This window comes from Chryseobacterium piperi (genome assembly GCF_002285635.2).
GTDB classification, from domain to species: Bacteria; Bacteroidota; Bacteroidia; order Flavobacteriales; family Weeksellaceae; genus Chryseobacterium; species Chryseobacterium piperi.
In genome coordinates this window covers 946,724-963,932 of sequence record NZ_CP023049.2, presented here as the reverse complement: position 1 = coordinate 963,932, position 17,209 = coordinate 946,724, and the positions used below count along the sequence as shown (strand labels likewise).

General features: G+C 36.4%; 13 protein-coding genes. 4 read left to right on the top strand and 9 right to left on the bottom strand.

All coding sequences use genetic code 11. From position 1 onward, the window contains the following. Positions 1 to 21 precede the first annotated feature (21 nt). Positions 22 to 888, bottom strand: coding sequence for an NAD(P)-dependent oxidoreductase (locus CJF12_RS04240; protein ID WP_034685408.1), 867 nt, complete (start codon positions 886 to 888; stop codon positions 22 to 24). Positions 889 to 1,101: 213 nt separating this feature from the next. Next, positions 1,102 to 1,971 carry an NAD(P)-dependent oxidoreductase gene (locus CJF12_RS04235; RefSeq protein ID WP_034685409.1) on the bottom strand — a complete coding sequence of 290 codons (870 nt, stop codon included), beginning with the start codon at positions 1,969 to 1,971 and terminating at the stop codon, positions 1,102 to 1,104. Positions 1,972 to 2,267: 296 nt separating this feature from the next. Between CJF12_RS04235 and CJF12_RS04230 the strand changes: the two genes are divergently transcribed. Together CJF12_RS04230 and CJF12_RS04225 are read left to right on the top strand one after the other, a co-directional pair. Then, complete coding sequence (locus CJF12_RS04230) at positions 2,268 to 2,570, top strand: winged helix-turn-helix transcriptional regulator (RefSeq protein WP_228379097.1); 303 nt, start codon at positions 2,268 to 2,270, stop codon at positions 2,568 to 2,570. A gap of 131 nt (positions 2,571 to 2,701) precedes the next feature. Further along, positions 2,702 to 3,400, top strand: a complete 699-nt coding sequence (locus CJF12_RS04225; protein ID WP_034685411.1) for a DsbA family oxidoreductase — start codon at positions 2,702 to 2,704, stop codon at positions 3,398 to 3,400. A 229-nt stretch (positions 3,401 to 3,629) separates the two neighbouring features. Here CJF12_RS04225 and CJF12_RS04220 read toward each other — a convergent pair whose 3' ends face one another. The 7 genes from CJF12_RS04220 to CJF12_RS04190 form a co-directional block, all read right to left on the bottom strand. Next, positions 3,630 to 4,967, bottom strand: a complete 1,338-nt coding sequence (locus CJF12_RS04220) for an MATE family efflux transporter (protein ID WP_034685412.1) — start codon at positions 4,965 to 4,967, stop codon at positions 3,630 to 3,632. Further along, on the bottom strand, positions 4,943 to 6,256 hold the full coding sequence (locus CJF12_RS04215) for a lysine N(6)-hydroxylase/L-ornithine N(5)-oxygenase family protein (protein WP_034685413.1): 1,314 nt from the start codon (positions 6,254 to 6,256) through the stop codon (positions 4,943 to 4,945). The genes CJF12_RS04220 and CJF12_RS04215 overlap by 25 nt, the downstream gene beginning before the upstream one ends. A gap of 72 nt (positions 6,257 to 6,328) precedes the next feature. Continuing rightward, entirely contained in the window at positions 6,329 to 8,752 is a 2,424-nt protein-coding gene (locus CJF12_RS04210; protein ID WP_034685414.1) for a GNAT family N-acetyltransferase, read from the bottom strand. Beyond that, complete coding sequence (locus CJF12_RS04205) at positions 8,730 to 10,247, bottom strand: pyridoxal phosphate-dependent decarboxylase family protein (RefSeq protein ID WP_034685415.1); 1,518 nt, start codon at positions 10,245 to 10,247, stop codon at positions 8,730 to 8,732. The genes CJF12_RS04210 and CJF12_RS04205 overlap by 23 nt, the downstream gene beginning before the upstream one ends. Positions 10,248 to 10,386: 139 nt before the next feature. Further along, a complete protein-coding gene (locus tag CJF12_RS04200) occupies positions 10,387 to 12,618 on the bottom strand; it encodes a TonB-dependent receptor (protein ID WP_034685416.1) in 2,232 nt (743 codons plus the stop codon). Between the two features lie 233 nt (positions 12,619 to 12,851). Further along, positions 12,852 to 13,610: an IS5 family transposase gene (locus tag CJF12_RS04195; RefSeq protein WP_095591055.1), complete on the bottom strand. Its 759-nt coding sequence runs from the start codon at positions 13,608 to 13,610 to the stop codon at positions 12,852 to 12,854. 153 nt (positions 13,611 to 13,763) lie between these two features. Continuing rightward, positions 13,764 to 15,254 (bottom strand): aminotransferase-like domain-containing protein, encoded by a 1,491-nt coding sequence (locus CJF12_RS04190; protein ID WP_034687240.1) that lies wholly within the window; start codon positions 15,252 to 15,254, stop codon positions 13,764 to 13,766. Positions 15,255 to 15,319: 65 nt separating this feature from the next. Between CJF12_RS04190 and CJF12_RS04185 the strand changes: the two genes are divergently transcribed. Together CJF12_RS04185 and CJF12_RS04180 are read left to right on the top strand one after the other, a co-directional pair. Continuing rightward, a complete protein-coding gene (locus tag CJF12_RS04185; protein WP_034687229.1) occupies positions 15,320 to 15,937 on the top strand; it encodes a hypothetical protein in 618 nt (205 codons plus the stop codon). Positions 15,938 to 15,940: 3 nt separating this feature from the next. Beyond that, positions 15,941 to 17,050: an aminotransferase class I/II-fold pyridoxal phosphate-dependent enzyme gene (locus CJF12_RS04180; RefSeq protein ID WP_034687227.1), complete on the top strand. Its 1,110-nt coding sequence runs from the start codon at positions 15,941 to 15,943 to the stop codon at positions 17,048 to 17,050. Positions 17,051 to 17,209: the final 159 nt, after the last annotated feature.

Sequence of the window (17,209 nt, the reverse complement as noted above, 5' to 3'; positions counted from 1 at the left end):
TTTATTTTCATAGAGTTCTTCTTATTTAGAGCGGATTACTTTAATAACAGACGCAAGCTCTTCATCTCCATAGCCTTTTTTATTAGCTTTTTTGACTAACCCTGCGATTGTTTGTGCAAAACCAGAGTCTGCTCCAATGGCGGCCAAAGCATCAGCAATACGCTGAGTAGCTATTAAATTCCCTGAAACAGAAGTTTGTACCGGTGTAAAATCATCATTTTGAATAGCGATCACATAATCTTTATAAAGTGCAGTAAATCCAGGTAGTGCAGCAGAAAATATATCACCATACACTTCCAAACTTACTCCTGCTGCCTCAGAAAGTGCAATTCCATTAAGTACCCCTATATACGCACCATAGAAAACACTTAAGGTAGCCAGATCTAAAGTAGAAGATACTGAAGCTTTAGTACTTAAGAATTTAATATTTCCGGCGGTTACCTCAAAGGTATCTTTTAAAGCTTTAAATGCATCTTCATCACCGGAATAAAGAAAAGTAGTATCCGGTTGAGCCAGATGATCAGGACTCACCAGAATTACTCCATTCAGATAATGTGCTCCATAACTCTTCAGAACTTCTTCTATCTTATCTACATCTTCAGGACCCGCTGCAGTATAATTGATTACGGTTTTGTTTTTGAATATTGACTTATCCTTAACGGTATCCAATGCAGCATGTACAGCATCCGGATTAAGTACACAAATAATGATTGTATCGCTTGCTAACACAGCATCACTTAATGATTCTGCCACCTTTGCTTTTAAACCATCTGCTTTGGATTTTGTGCGGTTCCAAACCGTTAAATCATATCCTGCTTTCGCATACAATTCTGCTATTTTGTACCCCATTAGTCCTAATCCGATTACCGAAATTCTGTTCACTTCCATATCATTGTATTTTTAAATTCAATCAAATCTAAAATAATTGAAAGTCTTAAGCAATAACCGAAAAAAAGTTCGGTATACAACTGATTTATAAAATTCACAAAAATGATATAACGATAGAATAATAGAAACATTTAATTAACTAAACTTAGTTTATTATTCACTAAAATAAATCCTCAAACCGTGATTTGAAGACTTATTTTTGTAAATTAAGATCTACTTTTTTTGACGAATCACTTTAATCACTGCTGCCAGTTCTTCATCTCCATATCCTCTCTGTTCTGCATTTTTTATTAACAGAGCTATCGCTTTAGGAAAATCAGGAGTAAGCCCTGCATTAACCAAAGCATCTGCAACACGTTGAGTCGCTAATACATTACTGGAAATTGAGGTTTGCGTTGCTGTAAAATCATTCTTCTTAACAGCATTCAATTCATCATTCAGGAAATCCATATACTCCGGAATAGCTGTTGAAAATATATCGCTGAATGTATCTAAACTAATCCCTGCAGATTCACAAAGAGCAGCACCATACATCATCCCCATATAAACACTATATACCATACTTAAAGTAGCCAGGTCTGCAGCAGGAGAAGCAGCAGCTTTATTACCTACATATTTTGGATTCCCGGCCGTCACAGCAATAGCATCTTTAAGTGCATCATAAGCATTCTTGTTACCTGCATAAAGAATAGTTGTACCAGGCAAAGCTAAATGATCAGGGCTTGTTAATATTCCTCCATTAATATAATGAGCTCCGTCACTATTTAGTAATTGTTCTATTTTTTCTACATCATCAGGATTTGCTGAAGTATAATTGATGATCGTCTTATCTTTTAATAAAGATTTATCCTGAATACTTTCTAATACCGTATGTACAGTATCACTATCCAGTAAACAGATAATGATGATATCGCTTGCCGACATTGCTTCAGTTGCTGATTCAGCCACCTTTGCTTTTAACCCTTCTGCCTTGGATTTTGTACGATTCCACACTGTTACTTCATATCCTGCTTCTGCATACAGCTGTGCCATTTTGTACCCCATGGGTCCTAATCCGATAATTGAAATTTTGTTTGTTTTCATTTTTTGTATTTTTAGATAAAGCAAAATTATGACAATGCCCTGCTGAAAGCAATAACCGAAAAAAGATTCGGTACCGTATAAAAAGTCGGTATGATTAAAAAAATAACTTTTAGAATTCTGTTTACAAAAGAGTAGTACAAGATCTGAAGCAATAAATAATCCATGGAAATTGGACTATAATTTGGCATTATTTTGGGACTAAAATAACGATAGATATTTTCTAAAAAGCAAAATGAAACTCTGAAATGATTGAAAAAAGAATACCGGAAGAGGATGATAGTGGAATAATACTGTCGATGAAGATACTGGGAGGTAAATGGAAAGCCTGCATTATTGATGTTATCAGTAAAGGAGCCATACGTCCCAGCGAAATATACCGCCTGATTCCAGAGGCTAGTACACGAGTGATTGAAATGCAGTTAAAAGAACTTATAGACCTTGGAATTGTTACAAAAGATACCTGTGGTGGCTTTCCACTATGTACCGATTATGTACTAACGGATATTGGTAAAAGTACACTTCCGCTTATTTCGGCGATTGAAAACTGGGGTAATGAGTATAAAAACGCTATGTTCTCCAAAGAAAAATCAAAATCATAATTTTTATCACCACATATTTATTGACGCTGAATAACAATATATTACATAGATTAAATTATAAAACATCAAATGTAATAAATTTTGTTACATTATAATTATATCGTATCTTTGTCCTATTAAAATGTCTTAAAATGAAAATAGAAATTTGGTCGGATGTGATGTGTCCGTTTTGCTATATAGGAAAAAATAATTTTGAACAAGCTCTTGAAAAATTACCTTTTAAAGATCAAGTAGAGGTGGAATGGAAAAGTTTTCAGCTGGATCCTACATTAGATCCTGCAGAAACAAAAAATACCTTGGCTTATTTCAGAGAAAAGAAAGGTTTTCCAGATGCTCAGGCCAGTCAAATGATGAGCCAGGTAACACAAATGGGTAAAAGTGCAGGAATTGATTTCAATTTTGAAACCGCTTTAATCACCAATACTTTCCCTGCCCATAAACTGCTTCATTTATCCAAAAAATATAATAAAGCTAATGAAATGGAAGAGGCTTTATTTAAAGCTCATTTTATTGAAGGCAAAAATGTCGGGGATTTAGATACTTTAGTTTCTCTTGCTGATTCGTTGGGTATAGATAAAGAAGAAGCTAAACAGGCATTAACATCAGATGATTTTGATTATGAAGTGAATCAGGATATCCAGGAAGCTAAAAATAACGGAATTACAGGAGTTCCTTTCTTTGTACTGAATGGTAAATATGCAGTATCAGGAGCACAGCCTGTTGAAGTTTTTGAAAATGCCCTTAAACAAACCTACAGTGAGATTGCATCACCATTCCAGGATCTCTCTAATGGAGAAAATGCCTGTGATGCTGACGGATGTAGCATCTAGTATTGAATGATCAGGACAGAATGCTACAGCAAAATAAATAGAACAATAGCATACATTTTTTAAAGAAAATAGATAAAAATTCGTGCATTCGTGGCATTTATTTTTTTGCCACGAATGCACGAATAAAATAATTTGTCTCTACATAATTAAAATAAAAAAGAGGCTTTCTCAACGGTGAGATCGACTCTTTTTTATGCTCTATTGATCATGTACATTAGGAATAAGCTTTCTACACCTTTTTCATTTGAACCTGATAATTTCTTAACAAAAGCAACGTTACGAGTCCTACGGTTATTTCAATCAATGCACTTCCCCAATAGATACTTTTGACTCCAAAATACTGGGGCAGGATAAGCATCACAGGAATGTATAAAATAACCTGACGAAGGAAAACTAAAAAACTCGCCTTCTTACTTTGATTAACTGCAGGATAATAGGAAAGGGCTAATACCGTAATAGGTAAAAGAGGAAGTACAGAGAAAAATAATCTGAAATCCAGTATCTGATGTGCATTTACTGTATACCCCGGAAGCATAAGCCCAATTAATTGTTGTGGAAAAATTAAGGCTATAAGGAAAAAAGGAGCCAGTATGGCAATCCCTGCTAGGATATAGGTTTTCAAAAATGTCTTTGCTCTCGTATACTGTCCTGCTCCAAAATTAATTCCTACTACAGGCTGTAATCCTCTCATTAACCCAAATAAAGGTGTCAGCAGAAATAAGAAAAATCTGTTTAGAACTGTAAAAAAGGAAATATCATTTTCTGTCCCATATCTTGCAATAGCATTAAAGATGATAATACTTTGTATCACACCCATTACTGACAGGATCATCTCCGGAAGTCCCAATTTTAATATTCTCTTGCCAATAACCGGATCGTATGAAACGGATTTCCAATTGGTTTTAAAAGAGCTTTTCCCTTTTGCATAGTAATAGATCCCAAGAAATGAATAGATGATCATTCCTATATTGGTAGCCCATGCAGCCCCCGATACCCCCATTCCAAAGGTAGAAATGAATATCGGTTTTAAGATAATATCAATGATAAGCCCTACAGCAATCATTTTTGCCGCAGATTTCATTTTTCCTTCAGCCCGCACCAGCATGTTTAGTGCCAATCCGTAAATCCAGAAAACAGTTCCTATCAGCGTAACCTGGAAATATTCGACGGCAATGGACTGTAAATCTCCTTTAGCACCCATCATAGCCATTAGTTCGTGTGCATAAATATAGGCCGGCACCGTACATAATAAAGAGAAAAAGATACAGAGGAAGTTAAAGCTTCCAAACAAACGGTATAGCTTATCCTGTCTGTTTTCACCGATCCATATACTTACTGCAGCACCTGCTCCGGTTCCTACAAGCCGTCCAAAGCCTAAGACAATTTGAGATAGGGGATACGCCATTCCTACAGCAGCCAATGCTTTGGTATTAATTAAATACCCTACGAAAATAGCATCCAGAAAATTATTGATTCCATATAAAACAATGGCCACAACGGCAGGCCATGAGGTTTCCCACATGACCTTTTTTAAATCACCCTTTAAGATGAATGTTTTGCGGTCCATGCTTTTGATGTATTAAACTGCTGGAAAGCAATGCGCTTTTCTACAACATATACTTCTCTTCCGGCCAGAGCATTCACAATAATAGCATTTCGGTAAGCTCCCATTCCTAAATCAGGAGTTACAAAACCGTGTGTATGAAGCTCTGCGTTCTGTACAAAAATACGCTCTTTAGCATCGATTGTATAATGTCTGCTCACATCAAATAATCCTTCTTCGGTTCTTTGAATATGGTTTTCAATTCCTTTCAGGAATTTAGGCTCTTTATATTTATATCCTGTTGCAAGAATAATATACTCCGATTCGTGGGTAAAGGTTGCCTGATCCTGTACATGAGTAAAGTTTAAGACATATGTATTTCCTTCCGGAAGAATATTATCTAACTGACTGCTAGGCCTTAATGCTGCATTAAGAGGAACATTTCCAACACTCATTTCATATAAGGTATCAAAGATATCATTGATCAGGTCAAAATTAATCCCTTTGTAAAGCGGTGGTTGTTTTGCCAATAAAGCTTTACGTTGCGGAGATGACATTGTATAAAAATGATCAACATATTCAGGAGATGTTAATTCCAGGGTAAGTTTTGAATATTCCATCGGAAAGAAACGATCCGGTCTGGTAAACCAACTCATAAAAAGATCCTGATTAGTTTCCGGAAGAAGGTCCTGAAAAATTTCAGCGGCACTCTGTCCCGAACCGATAATAGAAACTGATTTTGCATTAATGATATTTTCTTTATGGTTCAGATATTCCGAAGTATGGATGACATTCGGGAAGTTTTTATCTTCCATAAATGAAGGCAAGCTTGGCTGGGTTCCGGTTCCTAGAGCGAGTTTTTTAGTATGATACTTTTTAACATCATTGTTTTTTAAATCCAGAACGTCAATCGTATAGTATTGCTCAGCTTCATTAAAGCTAATATTTTCAACCTTCTTACCAAACAAACAGTTAGGCAATAAGTTAGCAGCCCACTGACAATACAGATTATATTCTTTTCTTAAAATATAAAAGTCTTCACGGATGTAGAATTTATATAGACGATCTGTCTCTTTCAAAAAATTCAGGAAGCTGTATTTGCTTTTCGGGTCAGCCATGGTTACAAGGTCGGCCATAAAAGGAACTTGTAAAGTTGCATTATCCAACATTAGTCCCGGATGCCAGTTGAAACCTTCTGCCTGATCCAGAAAAAGAGAGCTTACGGATTCCACAGGGTCTAAAAGAGCTGCTAATCCAAGATTAAAGGGCCCGATTCCGATCCCGATGATATCATATATCTTTTGATTTTCCATTGTTTTCTATTTTTTAATTTTTATTCAAACCTTATAGGTTTTTAAAACCTATAAGGTTTAGTGAGAGATTAATTAAATACTTTTTGCTTCCAGTCTGCTTTCAGGGCATTTTTCCCTATAGTTTTCAGGAGTACAGAAAGTAAGGTATGCCGTTTTGTGAGGCATTTCTATAACCCCTTCACGCGTATATCCTAGTTTTGTAATTAACCGATCTGTGGGAACGGCTTCTACAGAAGCTTCGCCAATACATTTTCCTACTTCAGGAAGGGAAAAAATATAGTCTAATGCAACCTGAAATGACTCAAATGAAAATTTCTTCTCTTTTGCCGTTTCAGCTACAAAAAAATGAGTTCCGTAATCTGTTGCCAAGGAATCATAATATGCTCCTACAACATCTCTCATTGGCCAATAAGGCTCAAAACTGAACTGAGCTACGCCATTCACTTCTCCAATAAAACTATGCTGTTCATCACTAGGCAAAATAGTTCTGAACCACAGTTCAAGATCCTTTTTCGGACCATCCATTTTCCAATAAGGTTTGGCGTGTTCCATATTAAACCATTCATGAACCATTTCGAAATCCCTGTCCATATCAAAAGGCCTTATGCTGATAGTGATATTTTCGTTTTCGAAATCACGGGAATAGACCGTTTCTTTAGTTTGTGGCTTAATCAGTTTATGGCTGAAAAAATATTTATTCAGGGGATTAGGAGTATCCAGGAATACAGCCGGGTATTCCATAGATTCATCTGCTTCGTTAATATTCTGTAAACTGGTGATAAGATTTCCTTTTGTATACCAGCTTCTTTTATTAATGATATAGCTTACCAGTCCTGTTTCATCTTCTTTTTCAACTTCTTTAAATGCTTTGAATACAAGGTTGATCAGTTTTCTTTCATCCGCAAGCTGATTACATCCTAATGCATTAACTACTCCAAGAATATTATTGGTGACAAGATAGTACGTATATTTCGGTGCTAATGATTCTTCATCAATGATCGATTGGCTTTCGTCCGCAATACCTGGAAGTGCAGTAGTAACCCAGTCTTTTCTTCCTTCTCTGAAAAAGAATCCTTGATTATCCCTGAAATAAATTTTGGCAGGAAAGCCTTTCTTATCAAGTTCAACCATTACATTTTGCTGGTGGAATTCACAAGCCAGTCCGTACGTATTCAAAATTCCTACAATTGGTCTGACACAAATATGCAGATATTGTTTAAACCAATCTAGTGCTACCTGCTCAACAGGTAAATCAAAATCTTTGGCTGCATTGGTAATGATATTTTGTAATCTTGAAGGCTCCCCCAGAATTCCATCCTGACAAAGAGCAGCCAGCAGGGTTACATTTTTATTTTTATTCTCACCCTGGAAAGGATTTCTTCTGATACTGATATTAAAACCGTTGATCACTTTACCGTTAAAAGTCACTGCCATAAATGCAGGGTCTACCATAAAGTCAATCTCCGGGAAATCTTTTTGTAAGCTGGTTCCCCAATCCGTTTTTAATAATCGGCTGATATCATAACCACGGTGCAGCTCAGGATAAAGATTGATTCTCTCTGAATTCGTAATTTTCACATGTAAAGAGAACTTATACATCCACTTGCTCTTTTCGCTGTATACTGTTCTTACAGATGATGTAGGAGTGAAGAAGTCTCCATAATGTCCTAAAGCGAAAAGCATTCCTTGTTCTTCCATGATCTGTACATTCTCCTGGGTTAGCAAGTATTCTGCTTCCCAAGGGTGCATCGGAAGGATTTTATATTCAGGAAATCGATCCCATAAAACTTTATGCTCAGCATTCAGTAATGGGTATATTTTCTCACTTAATTCTTTAGTGACAAGTTCACCATCCGCATTCTTTTCAATAATATTTTCAGGGTTAACTAAAAAATAAAATAGCTGAAACTGCCCTGAAGTCTCCGGAGAATATTTCAGTAAATCTTCACTATTGAAACCTTGTTTTGATTTTGGAACAGGGTGGAGGATATGCCCCAGGATAAGGGATTGTTCTGCTTCAATAAACGACATATCCAATTGGTTAACCTGTTTTTTATTTTCCGCAATATGGTTCAGATAAGTGGTAAGGTTTTCAATACTGTTATTGAGTCTTTTTATTACTGTTGAAGAATCGATATCAGGATAGAGTCCTTTCGCATATTCAGCTGTAAGAGCCATAAATCCATAAATATCGATTTCTGCCACTTCATTGGTTTCTAAAACTCTTCGAAGAACAGGAAAGTCAAATAAATGTCTTCCGGTTTCTGAAAAATAATTAACAGGAATATATACATCGCATCCTATAGAAGAAAAATCAATTCTGATATGCAAATCAGTAGGTGTTTTCTTAAGGTATTGTGAAAGAGCTTCATCATATTTTGGAATCCCCAGATAGCGGCTCCAATTGGTAAATTCTTTCATGTAGCAATTGATCAGGGCTGTATAATTAATCTTTTCAGCCTGTTCTGATATATTAGTTAACTTCAATGTATTCATTCCCGTGTTGTTTTATGGTAAGTAATATTGTTTTGATATCTTCTATAGTAGTCAAAGGATTCAAAATGGTAAACTTCAGATAAAATTCTCCGTTTACTTTTGTTCCCGCCACCAATGCATTTCCATGCTTATAAAGCTGAGATTTGATATAAGTATTGATTCTGCTTAGATCGAAAGATCTGTAAGGATCCGCTGAATAACGGAATACCAATGCGGTAAGATCAGAACGGTTTAATAGCTCAAAATGAGGGTCATTTTCTAAAACGATTGCCGCTTCACGCGCTGTAGCTATAATTCGGTTAATATAAGCTCCCAATCCCTGTTTTCCAATAATCCGAAGGGTAAACCATAGTTTCAATGCATCAAATCTTCTCGTAGTCTGAATCGATTTATTGACCTGATTTGGAATTTCATCTTCATCATGATCCTTAGGGTTTAAATAATCTGCATAATGGGTAATTAGCCTTAAATAATTTCTGTCTTTAACAATAAACCCACTGCTGCTTACCGGCTGGAAGAATGATTTGTGATAATCTACCGTTACCGAATCAGCCTCTTCGATTCCATCAATCAAATGACGGTATTTATCGGTTAAAAATAAAGCACATCCGTAAGCGGCATCTACATGAAACCATATTTTATACTTCTTCGCAATTCCGGCAATATTGCTGATAGGATCAATGTTTCCAAAATCTGTAGTTCCGGCTGTACCTACTACTGCAATAGGAATATTACCATTTTGAATTTCTTTTCTTATGGCGTCTTCTAGCAGGACACTGTTCATTCTGAATGAACGGTCCGTTTTTATTTTAACAATGGATTGTTCTCCTAATCCAAGGATAGAAGCACTCTTCTGAATACTAAAATGAGCAGCATCAGAAACAAAGATTCTAAATCGGTGGGCTTCTTTTGGCAGACCATCTTTTTTAATATTGTGATTCAAATGATGCAACGAATAATAGTCTCTTGCCAAGAGCATTCCCATGAGATTACTTTGAGAACCTCCGCTGGTAAATACACCGTCTGATGAAGACGAATAACCTATTTCCCTACCGGTCCATTCGATAAGTTTTTGTTCCATTAACGTTCCCCCAGCACTTTGATCCCAGGTATCAAGTGATGAATTGATAGAACTTATAAGCATTTCCGCTGCTATTGCAGGAATAACAACAGGACAGTTAAGATGGGCTACATATTTAGGATGATGGAAGGCAACCGCATGCTTGATATATAATGAACTCACTTCTTCAAAAAGTTCGTCATAGCCTATAGGCTGGTCATTAAGATCTATATGTTCAAATTGCTTTCTCAACTCACGCGGAGAAACCCCGCTAAATGGTTGTTTTGCTTCTTCTAAAAATGTTATAACACTTTCCTGGGCTCTGTGTACCACATTTTGATATTCATTGATATTAATATCACAGAATAAATTCTCCAGATTTGGGAAAAGAAGATCCTTTTCCGAAACCAATTGTTCGGTAATAATTGTGTTCATAAAAAATACTGGATTTTTGTGTTTCTTCTAGTTTTTAAATAAAATTTTAAATTATTTAGGGTATTACATTAAAGTCATTTCAGGTAAAATTTTCTATTGGTAATCTTTAATAATTACCTGAAATGACACACTTTATCAATTAATAATTAATTGTATATCCTACAGAGAATGTAGTTCCTCTTCCCTGATAGGCAAATGCTTTTTGAGGCGCTCCATAGAAAAATGCAGAACGTTGTCCCCAAATCGTAGGATATTGTTTGTTAAACAAATTCTGGACTCCAAAATTAATGGTCCCTTTATTCAGCTTGACATCACCCATAAAATCGAATAGGGTATAGCCATTCATTTTCATATCTGCTAAATCCGTATAATTCATAGAGTTTTGCATTTGCAATCTCAATGAAAACCTTTTAGCATTCCAACCCGTAAACACCATAAATTTTGATGGATTGGTAGTATAAACAGATTGATTCTGCCAGCCGTCTTTTACTGTTTTAGTCTCTGATTCCATCAGCAAAATATTTCCACCCAATTCAAGTCCCTCTGCGAAACGATATCCCAGGGCTCCTTCGAATCCATAGTTTCTCAACTTCTGATCCAGTAATGAAATGGTAAAAGCTACATTGTCTATTTTAAGTGTCTTATTAGAGAGTGCATAGAAAAAAGATCCCTGTGTATAAAAGCCAGGAGCAGAACCCGGGTTATGCCTGAATCCAATTTCCATCTGATCGGTTTTTATTCCGCTTAATGGCTGCTCGCTAATATTGATACTGTTTAAGAGCTTCCAATGATTATTAGCTAATTCATATTTTCCAAAACCATAAGACTTTGCGGCATCAGGTACAGCGAATCCCTGAGAAAAACTCAGCCATGTTTGCCATTCAGGAGTTATCTTGTATAGCAAACTGGCGTTGAGTAATGTTACATCATAGTTGTTTTTACCTCCTTTTACAGCATCCGCAGAATTTCCATATCCGAAATGCATATATACCTGCTCTTTAAAGCCTACAAAATCATCTAATCTTACATTAATGAATTGTTGTCTGATCCCTCCGGAAAGGATTAATTTTTTGGTAATTTCCCAGTCAGCCTGCATAAAGCCGGATAAACTGAAAATTTTAGTATCCGGATATCTTCCTACGAAAACATCGGTTTTATTCACCAGACCTCCGGACTCATTACTTCTCTGTGGATTGAATATGGCCTGATCTCCTTTAAAGCTTTCAAAATCAGAATCCATTCCATACGTGAAGTTTAAATTGTTCCATTTTTTTGATAAAACAGCTTTTACCCCATATACATTCGTATTTCCTCTTCCTGATGAAAGGAATACCGGAAGCGTAATTCCAGCCGGAGGTTTAGGAACCTCTGCAAATGAAGCCCCGAAATCCACTTCTTCTCTTCGCCCATAAGCCTGGAAAATCAGATTTTGTCCTCCAAGGATATTGCGTAAGCTATACTGCAGGTTAGCCATGAATCTTTCTGTACGGGGAACTACATCGGAGTCAGCACCATCTAAAACATTGATGAGAGCAGGATTTTTTGTGGTAAAGCCTTCGAAATTCCTTCCAAAAGACAACCATTTCTTATTCCTTACCTTCGAGTTATAGTATTGTAAATCCAGGCTTAAGTCCTGATCCGGGCTCAGCTTAGCAGTAATCCCACCTAAGATATCTATAGACCTGTTGTATTGAAAATCGGCCTGTTTTACATCTGTTATAACCTGATCCCCATTGGCGTCAAAAGCTCCTTCGTTCTGAGTAAATGCAGCACCCAACCTAAATTTTACAGCGTCACTTCCTCCTTGTACGGATTGAGCAATTCTCTTATCCAGATCACCTTTATGAAAGCCTGATTTTAAACCGGCTGTAGTTTCAAAGGTCAATTTATTAGTAGTAGGTCTTTTAGTGACAATATTGATAATTCCTCCCGTGGAATCTCCTCCATAAATAGCAGAAGCCCCTGACAGGACCTCAATTCTTTCGATATTAAAAGGGTCAATAGCATCGAATTGTCTACTGGAAGCCCTTGTGCTGTTTAATGATATTCCGTTAACCATTACAAGAACATTTCTACCTCTCATATTCTGGGCATAATTTGTTCGCCCCTGATTTCCGAAATCAAATCCTGGAATCATATTTCCCAATACTTCTTTCAATCCTGCTCCGCCTCTAATCTGTGTTTGAAGTTCTTTTTCGCTGATCACCCAAACTGTTCCCGGAATATCACTGATTTGCTTGGGAGCGCGGGAAGAGACCATTACAACTTCATTGATGTCTTTTATTGTAAGACTATCCTGTTTGTTTTGAGCAGCAGTTTTTACTGCCAGCGTACTCAATAAAACGGCAGATATTAAGTATTGTTTTTTCATTTATTTAGAATAATTAAAAATAGATTCACAAATATAGATGATTCTTTCTTTACCATTCAAAATGATATTTGTCATATAATTCTAATTCATGTGAATTCGGATTATTTAGATTCTAAGAAGTATATCAAATAGACCTTAAATAATTAATTATCAAATAATTAAATAAAACACTCTATGACAACACAGCATGAATTCTGTGAAAAAATTAACAAAAATATAATCTAAGAGTCTGTTTAAATTTTATTCAGTAATAATTTTATGGCGGATAATTTGACCATGTTTTCAGAGGATTCCATTAAGAGTTCATAATTTCTGCATAATCTTCTATCGTTATCAAACCAAGCAAATGTACGCTCTATAATCCATCGTTTATGAATTGGCTCAAACCCTTTTACTTTTTTGTCACTCCGCATTACGATCTGAATGATATAATTAAACTTAATTCTTATTTCCTCAATAATCTCTCCTCTATAACCTCCGTCCGCCAGGATTACCTGAAGCGGAATTAGTAAATATCGCAGTGTTTTGATCAGTAACAATGCAGCCTTACTGTCATGAACATTGGCTACACTTACCATTACGGCTAACAAAAAACCATTTTTGTCTACCACAACGTGTCTCTTGATTCCTTTTATTTTTTTACCTCCGTCAAAGCCATTGAGTGAACGGTTATTTCCCCAACGAACACTTTGACTGTCAATAATTCCTAAACTTGCCTGCGCTTTCTGACCCCTGTTTCGTCGTACTTCCTCTCTCAATTTTGATAATAATAAATCGAAAATCTCCAGATTTGACCATTTTGAATAATAGTAATAAACCAATTGCCATTTGGGAAAATCATGAGGTAAAAGTCTCCATTGACAGCCTGTTTTTACTAAATAACTGATAGCATTCCAAATGACAACCAAATCATATTTTCGTTTTCTGTCATCAAAATCTAATGCTTTTTTTATAAATTGCCACTGAGTTTGGGTTAAGTCCGTTGGATACATTGATGTTTTTTTCTTTTGCAACTCTAAAATGACAATTTTTATGCAACTTTTAACCTTTACTATTTTTTATTATTACTTTTTTAAACAGGCTCTAAGAAAACTTCTTTTTATAGAATAAAATGAAGAAAAGCAATCCCCAAAAATGCCATCATTTTACTCCAACATCGCCCTTACGGTACCTGAAAGAATTGTAATACTGTTTTTCATCTCATCAAAATCCAGATGACCATATCCCAGCCTCATAGCAGTAAGATTTTTATTCTGATAGAGCAGGGTTTTAGGGATAAAAAGGTTATTCTGAGTACAATTCCTGCTCAGCTGCATCAGATTAATCGGAACATTCCATTCTATCCAGATGGCAAGTCCGCCTGAGGGTATTTGAAACCGGATAAGATCTCCCAAACATTCCTCCAGTAATGCAGCAAAATGATTCCTCCTTTCCTGGTAAATCTTCACTGACTTTTTGAGATAGCGGTGAATTTCTCCCTCAGCGATCATTTCACCAAGCACCTGTTCCATTAAAATATCGCCCTGCCGGTCTATAATTCCTAAATGTTTCCGCAATTCAGCCATCAGGTTCTCCGGAGCTACGATAAAGCCTGTCCGGAATCCTGGTGCGAGTGATTTCCCAAATGAACCAATATAAACGACCATCCCATTTGTATCTGCACTGGCCAGTGGTAGAATAGGACTTTTATCATAATGAAAGTCATAGTCGTAATCATCTTCAAGGATAATGAATCCAAATTCATTGGCCAGATTCAATAACTCGAGTCGCCGTTGGGCACTCAGCGTTACAGTAGTAGGATAATGATGATGGGGAGTCAGGTAAAGCATTCTGATTTTCTGTTTTTTACAGGCTTCCCTTACATGTTCTACCATAATCCCTTCCTCATCGATCGGCATTGATATAATGTTGACTCCAGCTTTCTGAAAAATCATATTAACGGAGAAATAGCTTAGCGCGCCTACGAGAACTGTATCGCCTTGTGACAGCAAAACTTCTGAAACAATATAAATACTCATTTCGGTACTGCGGGTAATGAGAAGGTTATTTTTGGAAATAGGTAAACCACGAGAGAGATTAAGGTACCGAGATAGATTTTTTTTGAAAAACTCACTGCCATCATGATTATAATGTCCCAGCATTTTATGATGCCCTTTTCGTTTCAGGATAGCACTGTAAATTTTAGAATGCTGGTCAATCTGCGTTAACCGGATATCCGGAACCCCATCATTAAATAAATATTCACAAGCGGAGTGTTCAAAAGGATTATCAAGAATATTGGATGTTTTAAAGGAAAAACCGGTCACTTTAGGATAATGATCGAGCTCATCGGATTCAAAATTTTTAAACTTTAAAGGTTCATCCTGATCTTTACCGATGATAAAAGTTCCTTTATTAGGAATACTTTCTACCCATCCTTGTGCAAATAATTCATCATAAACCGCAACAATCGTATTCCGGTGCACTTCCAGTGTCTGACTTAACGCTCTGGTTCCCGGAAGCTTGGTTCCAAAAGGAAGAAAGCCTCGCTGAATAGCATTAATCAACTGATTGGCAATCTGCATATAAATTGAAGTGTCTGATGTTCTGTTAATTTTAACAAAACTTTGATAAGGAATTTCAACCGGACTATCCATAATATTAAAACTGGCACCATTCAACCATCCGGCAATATACTACATTTGATCCAAAATAAAAATACATGGAATTTTACAATTTATTAGAGCGTATTGTAAAGGACAATCAGACCCATGCCAAATGGCTGAATACTTTATCTTTTATGGAGAATGCAGGAGCCAGAAAGATTTCCAGCTGTGAACATCCAACTCAGGTCAGCCAGATTCAGCTGAAACATGCCGCAGAAGAGCATCGCCATGCATATTATCTGAAAAAACAAATCGGAAAACTCAATCCTGATTTTTGCAAAACGTATGAGAAAGAAGAACTGCTGGCCTCATTAGCGACAAGACAGTATCTTCATTCTCTGGATATCAAAGCCTGTAAATATTTACAGAAAGCATTTACCCTTAATAAAGAAGAGTTAAAATATGCAGCTTATCTTTTTGTCACCTATGCTATAGAAGTACGTGCAGATGAACTTTACCCTGTATATCAGGATATTCTTACAAAAGAATCTTCCAAAATCATGGTAAAGTCTATTATTCTTGAAGAGGAAGGACACTTGGAAGAAATGATCAACCAGTTAAATGAATTTTCAGAAGACTGGCAGGCACACGCTGAAAACATCCTGAAGATTGAGCATGAATTACACAATCAATGGATTAGTTCTATCGCTAATGAAGTGGCACAACTTAATTAAAAAATGCCAGCTCAGTTTCACCATTTGCGACAGGCATTGAATCAAAGAAAAGAAAACGGAACCTTCCGGTGTTTAAGATCCGGATCCAAAGGAATTGATTTTTATTCTAATGACTACCTGGGACTTTCGCGGAATAAGGAACTTCAACAATGGATACTTCAGGAAGTAACAGCCAATCCCGGACTACTATCAGGAAGTACCGGATCGAGACTAATTAGTGGAAATAGCGCTACTGTAACCGAGACTGAACAATACATTGCCCGGGAGCATCATGTACCTTCCGCTTTACTTTTTCCGTCCGGATACAATGCTAACCTGGCTTTATTGTCGACTCTTCCGGGAAGACAGGACACGATTATTGCAGATGAACAGATTCATCGGTCCATACATGATGCCTGCATGATGTCCCATGCAAAAAAGATCAAGTTTAAACATAATGATCTTAAAAGCTTAGAGAATAAACTCCAGCGCATTGAAGGAAACTGTTATATCGCTGTTGAAAGTCTCTATTCTATGGAAGGAGATTTTGCTCCAATCCAGGAAATGGCAGAATTAGCTCAAAAATATTCTGCAGGATTACTGGTTGACGAAGCTCATGCTTTTGGAGTATTGGGATACGGATTGATAGCAAAATACCAATTGCAAAGCCAGGTTCTGGCGACTGTAGTTACTTATGGGAAAGCACTCGGAGCCCACGGTGCAGCGATACTGACCAATGAATTGATCAGAGATTATCTCATCAATTTTGCATCTCCTTTTATATATACAACATCTGCCCAGGATATCCAGTGGATGAGTATTAGAACCGGATATGAATTCCTTAAGGAGCATGAGAAACTATCATTGGATCTGCGGAAAAACATTAAACTTTTCAGAAAACAGAGGCTTAAGAGTCCATCCTCTGAAAACAGCCCAATACAAGCTATTATAATTCCCGATAACCAAAGACTAAAAGCTTTACAAAATGCTTTATCCGAAAAAGGAATGCTCACATATCCTATCTATAGTCCAACTGTAAAAGAGGGAACTGAAAGAATACGGATTTGCCTGCACAGCTTTAATACGGAAGAGGAAATTATAGAGCTGGCAAGGACTATTGTAAAATTTATATAGGCGGAATTGTAAAAGCGTAAAATTGTGAGAAGGGGTATAGAATGGTAAAAAGGCGTAAGAGCGGATTTGCTGAATCGTAAAAGCGTGGGTAGATTTATAAAAATGAGTAAGAAACTGAACTATAAAAAGTAAAAAATGAATAGATATAAAAGAAATAAG

Excerpts from the sequence above, each read along its gene's own strand:
- CJF12_RS04180 (WP_034687227.1), top strand. The coding sequence starts at position 15,941 with ATGCCAGCTCAGTTTCACCATTTGCGACAGGCATTGAATCAAAGAAAA.
- CJF12_RS04240 (WP_034685408.1), bottom strand. The coding sequence starts at position 888 with ATGGAAGTGAACAGAATTTCGGTAATCGGATTAGGACTAATGGGGTAC.
- CJF12_RS04195 (WP_095591055.1), bottom strand. The coding sequence starts at position 13,610 with ATGTATCCAACGGACTTAACCCAAACTCAGTGGCAATTTATAAAAAAA.
- CJF12_RS04235 (WP_034685409.1), bottom strand. The coding sequence starts at position 1,971 with ATGAAAACAAACAAAATTTCAATTATCGGATTAGGACCCATGGGGTAC.
- CJF12_RS04215 (WP_034685413.1), bottom strand. The coding sequence starts at position 6,256 with ATGGAAAATCAAAAGATATATGATATCATCGGGATCGGAATCGGGCCC.
- CJF12_RS04210 (WP_034685414.1), bottom strand. The coding sequence starts at position 8,752 with ATGAATACATTGAAGTTAACTAATATATCAGAACAGGCTGAAAAGATT.
- CJF12_RS04185 (WP_034687229.1), top strand. The coding sequence starts at position 15,320 with ATGGAATTTTACAATTTATTAGAGCGTATTGTAAAGGACAATCAGACC.
- CJF12_RS04220 (WP_034685412.1), bottom strand. The coding sequence starts at position 4,967 with ATGGACCGCAAAACATTCATCTTAAAGGGTGATTTAAAAAAGGTCATG.
- CJF12_RS04200 (WP_034685416.1), bottom strand. The coding sequence starts at position 12,618 with ATGAAAAAACAATACTTAATATCTGCCGTTTTATTGAGTACGCTGGCA.
- CJF12_RS04205 (WP_034685415.1), bottom strand. The coding sequence starts at position 10,247 with ATGAACACAATTATTACCGAACAATTGGTTTCGGAAAAGGATCTTCTT.
- CJF12_RS04230 (WP_228379097.1), top strand. The coding sequence starts at position 2,268 with ATGAAGATACTGGGAGGTAAATGGAAAGCCTGCATTATTGATGTTATC.
- CJF12_RS04190 (WP_034687240.1), bottom strand. The coding sequence starts at position 15,254 with ATGGATAGTCCGGTTGAAATTCCTTATCAAAGTTTTGTTAAAATTAAC.
- CJF12_RS04225 (WP_034685411.1), top strand. The coding sequence starts at position 2,702 with ATGAAAATAGAAATTTGGTCGGATGTGATGTGTCCGTTTTGCTATATA.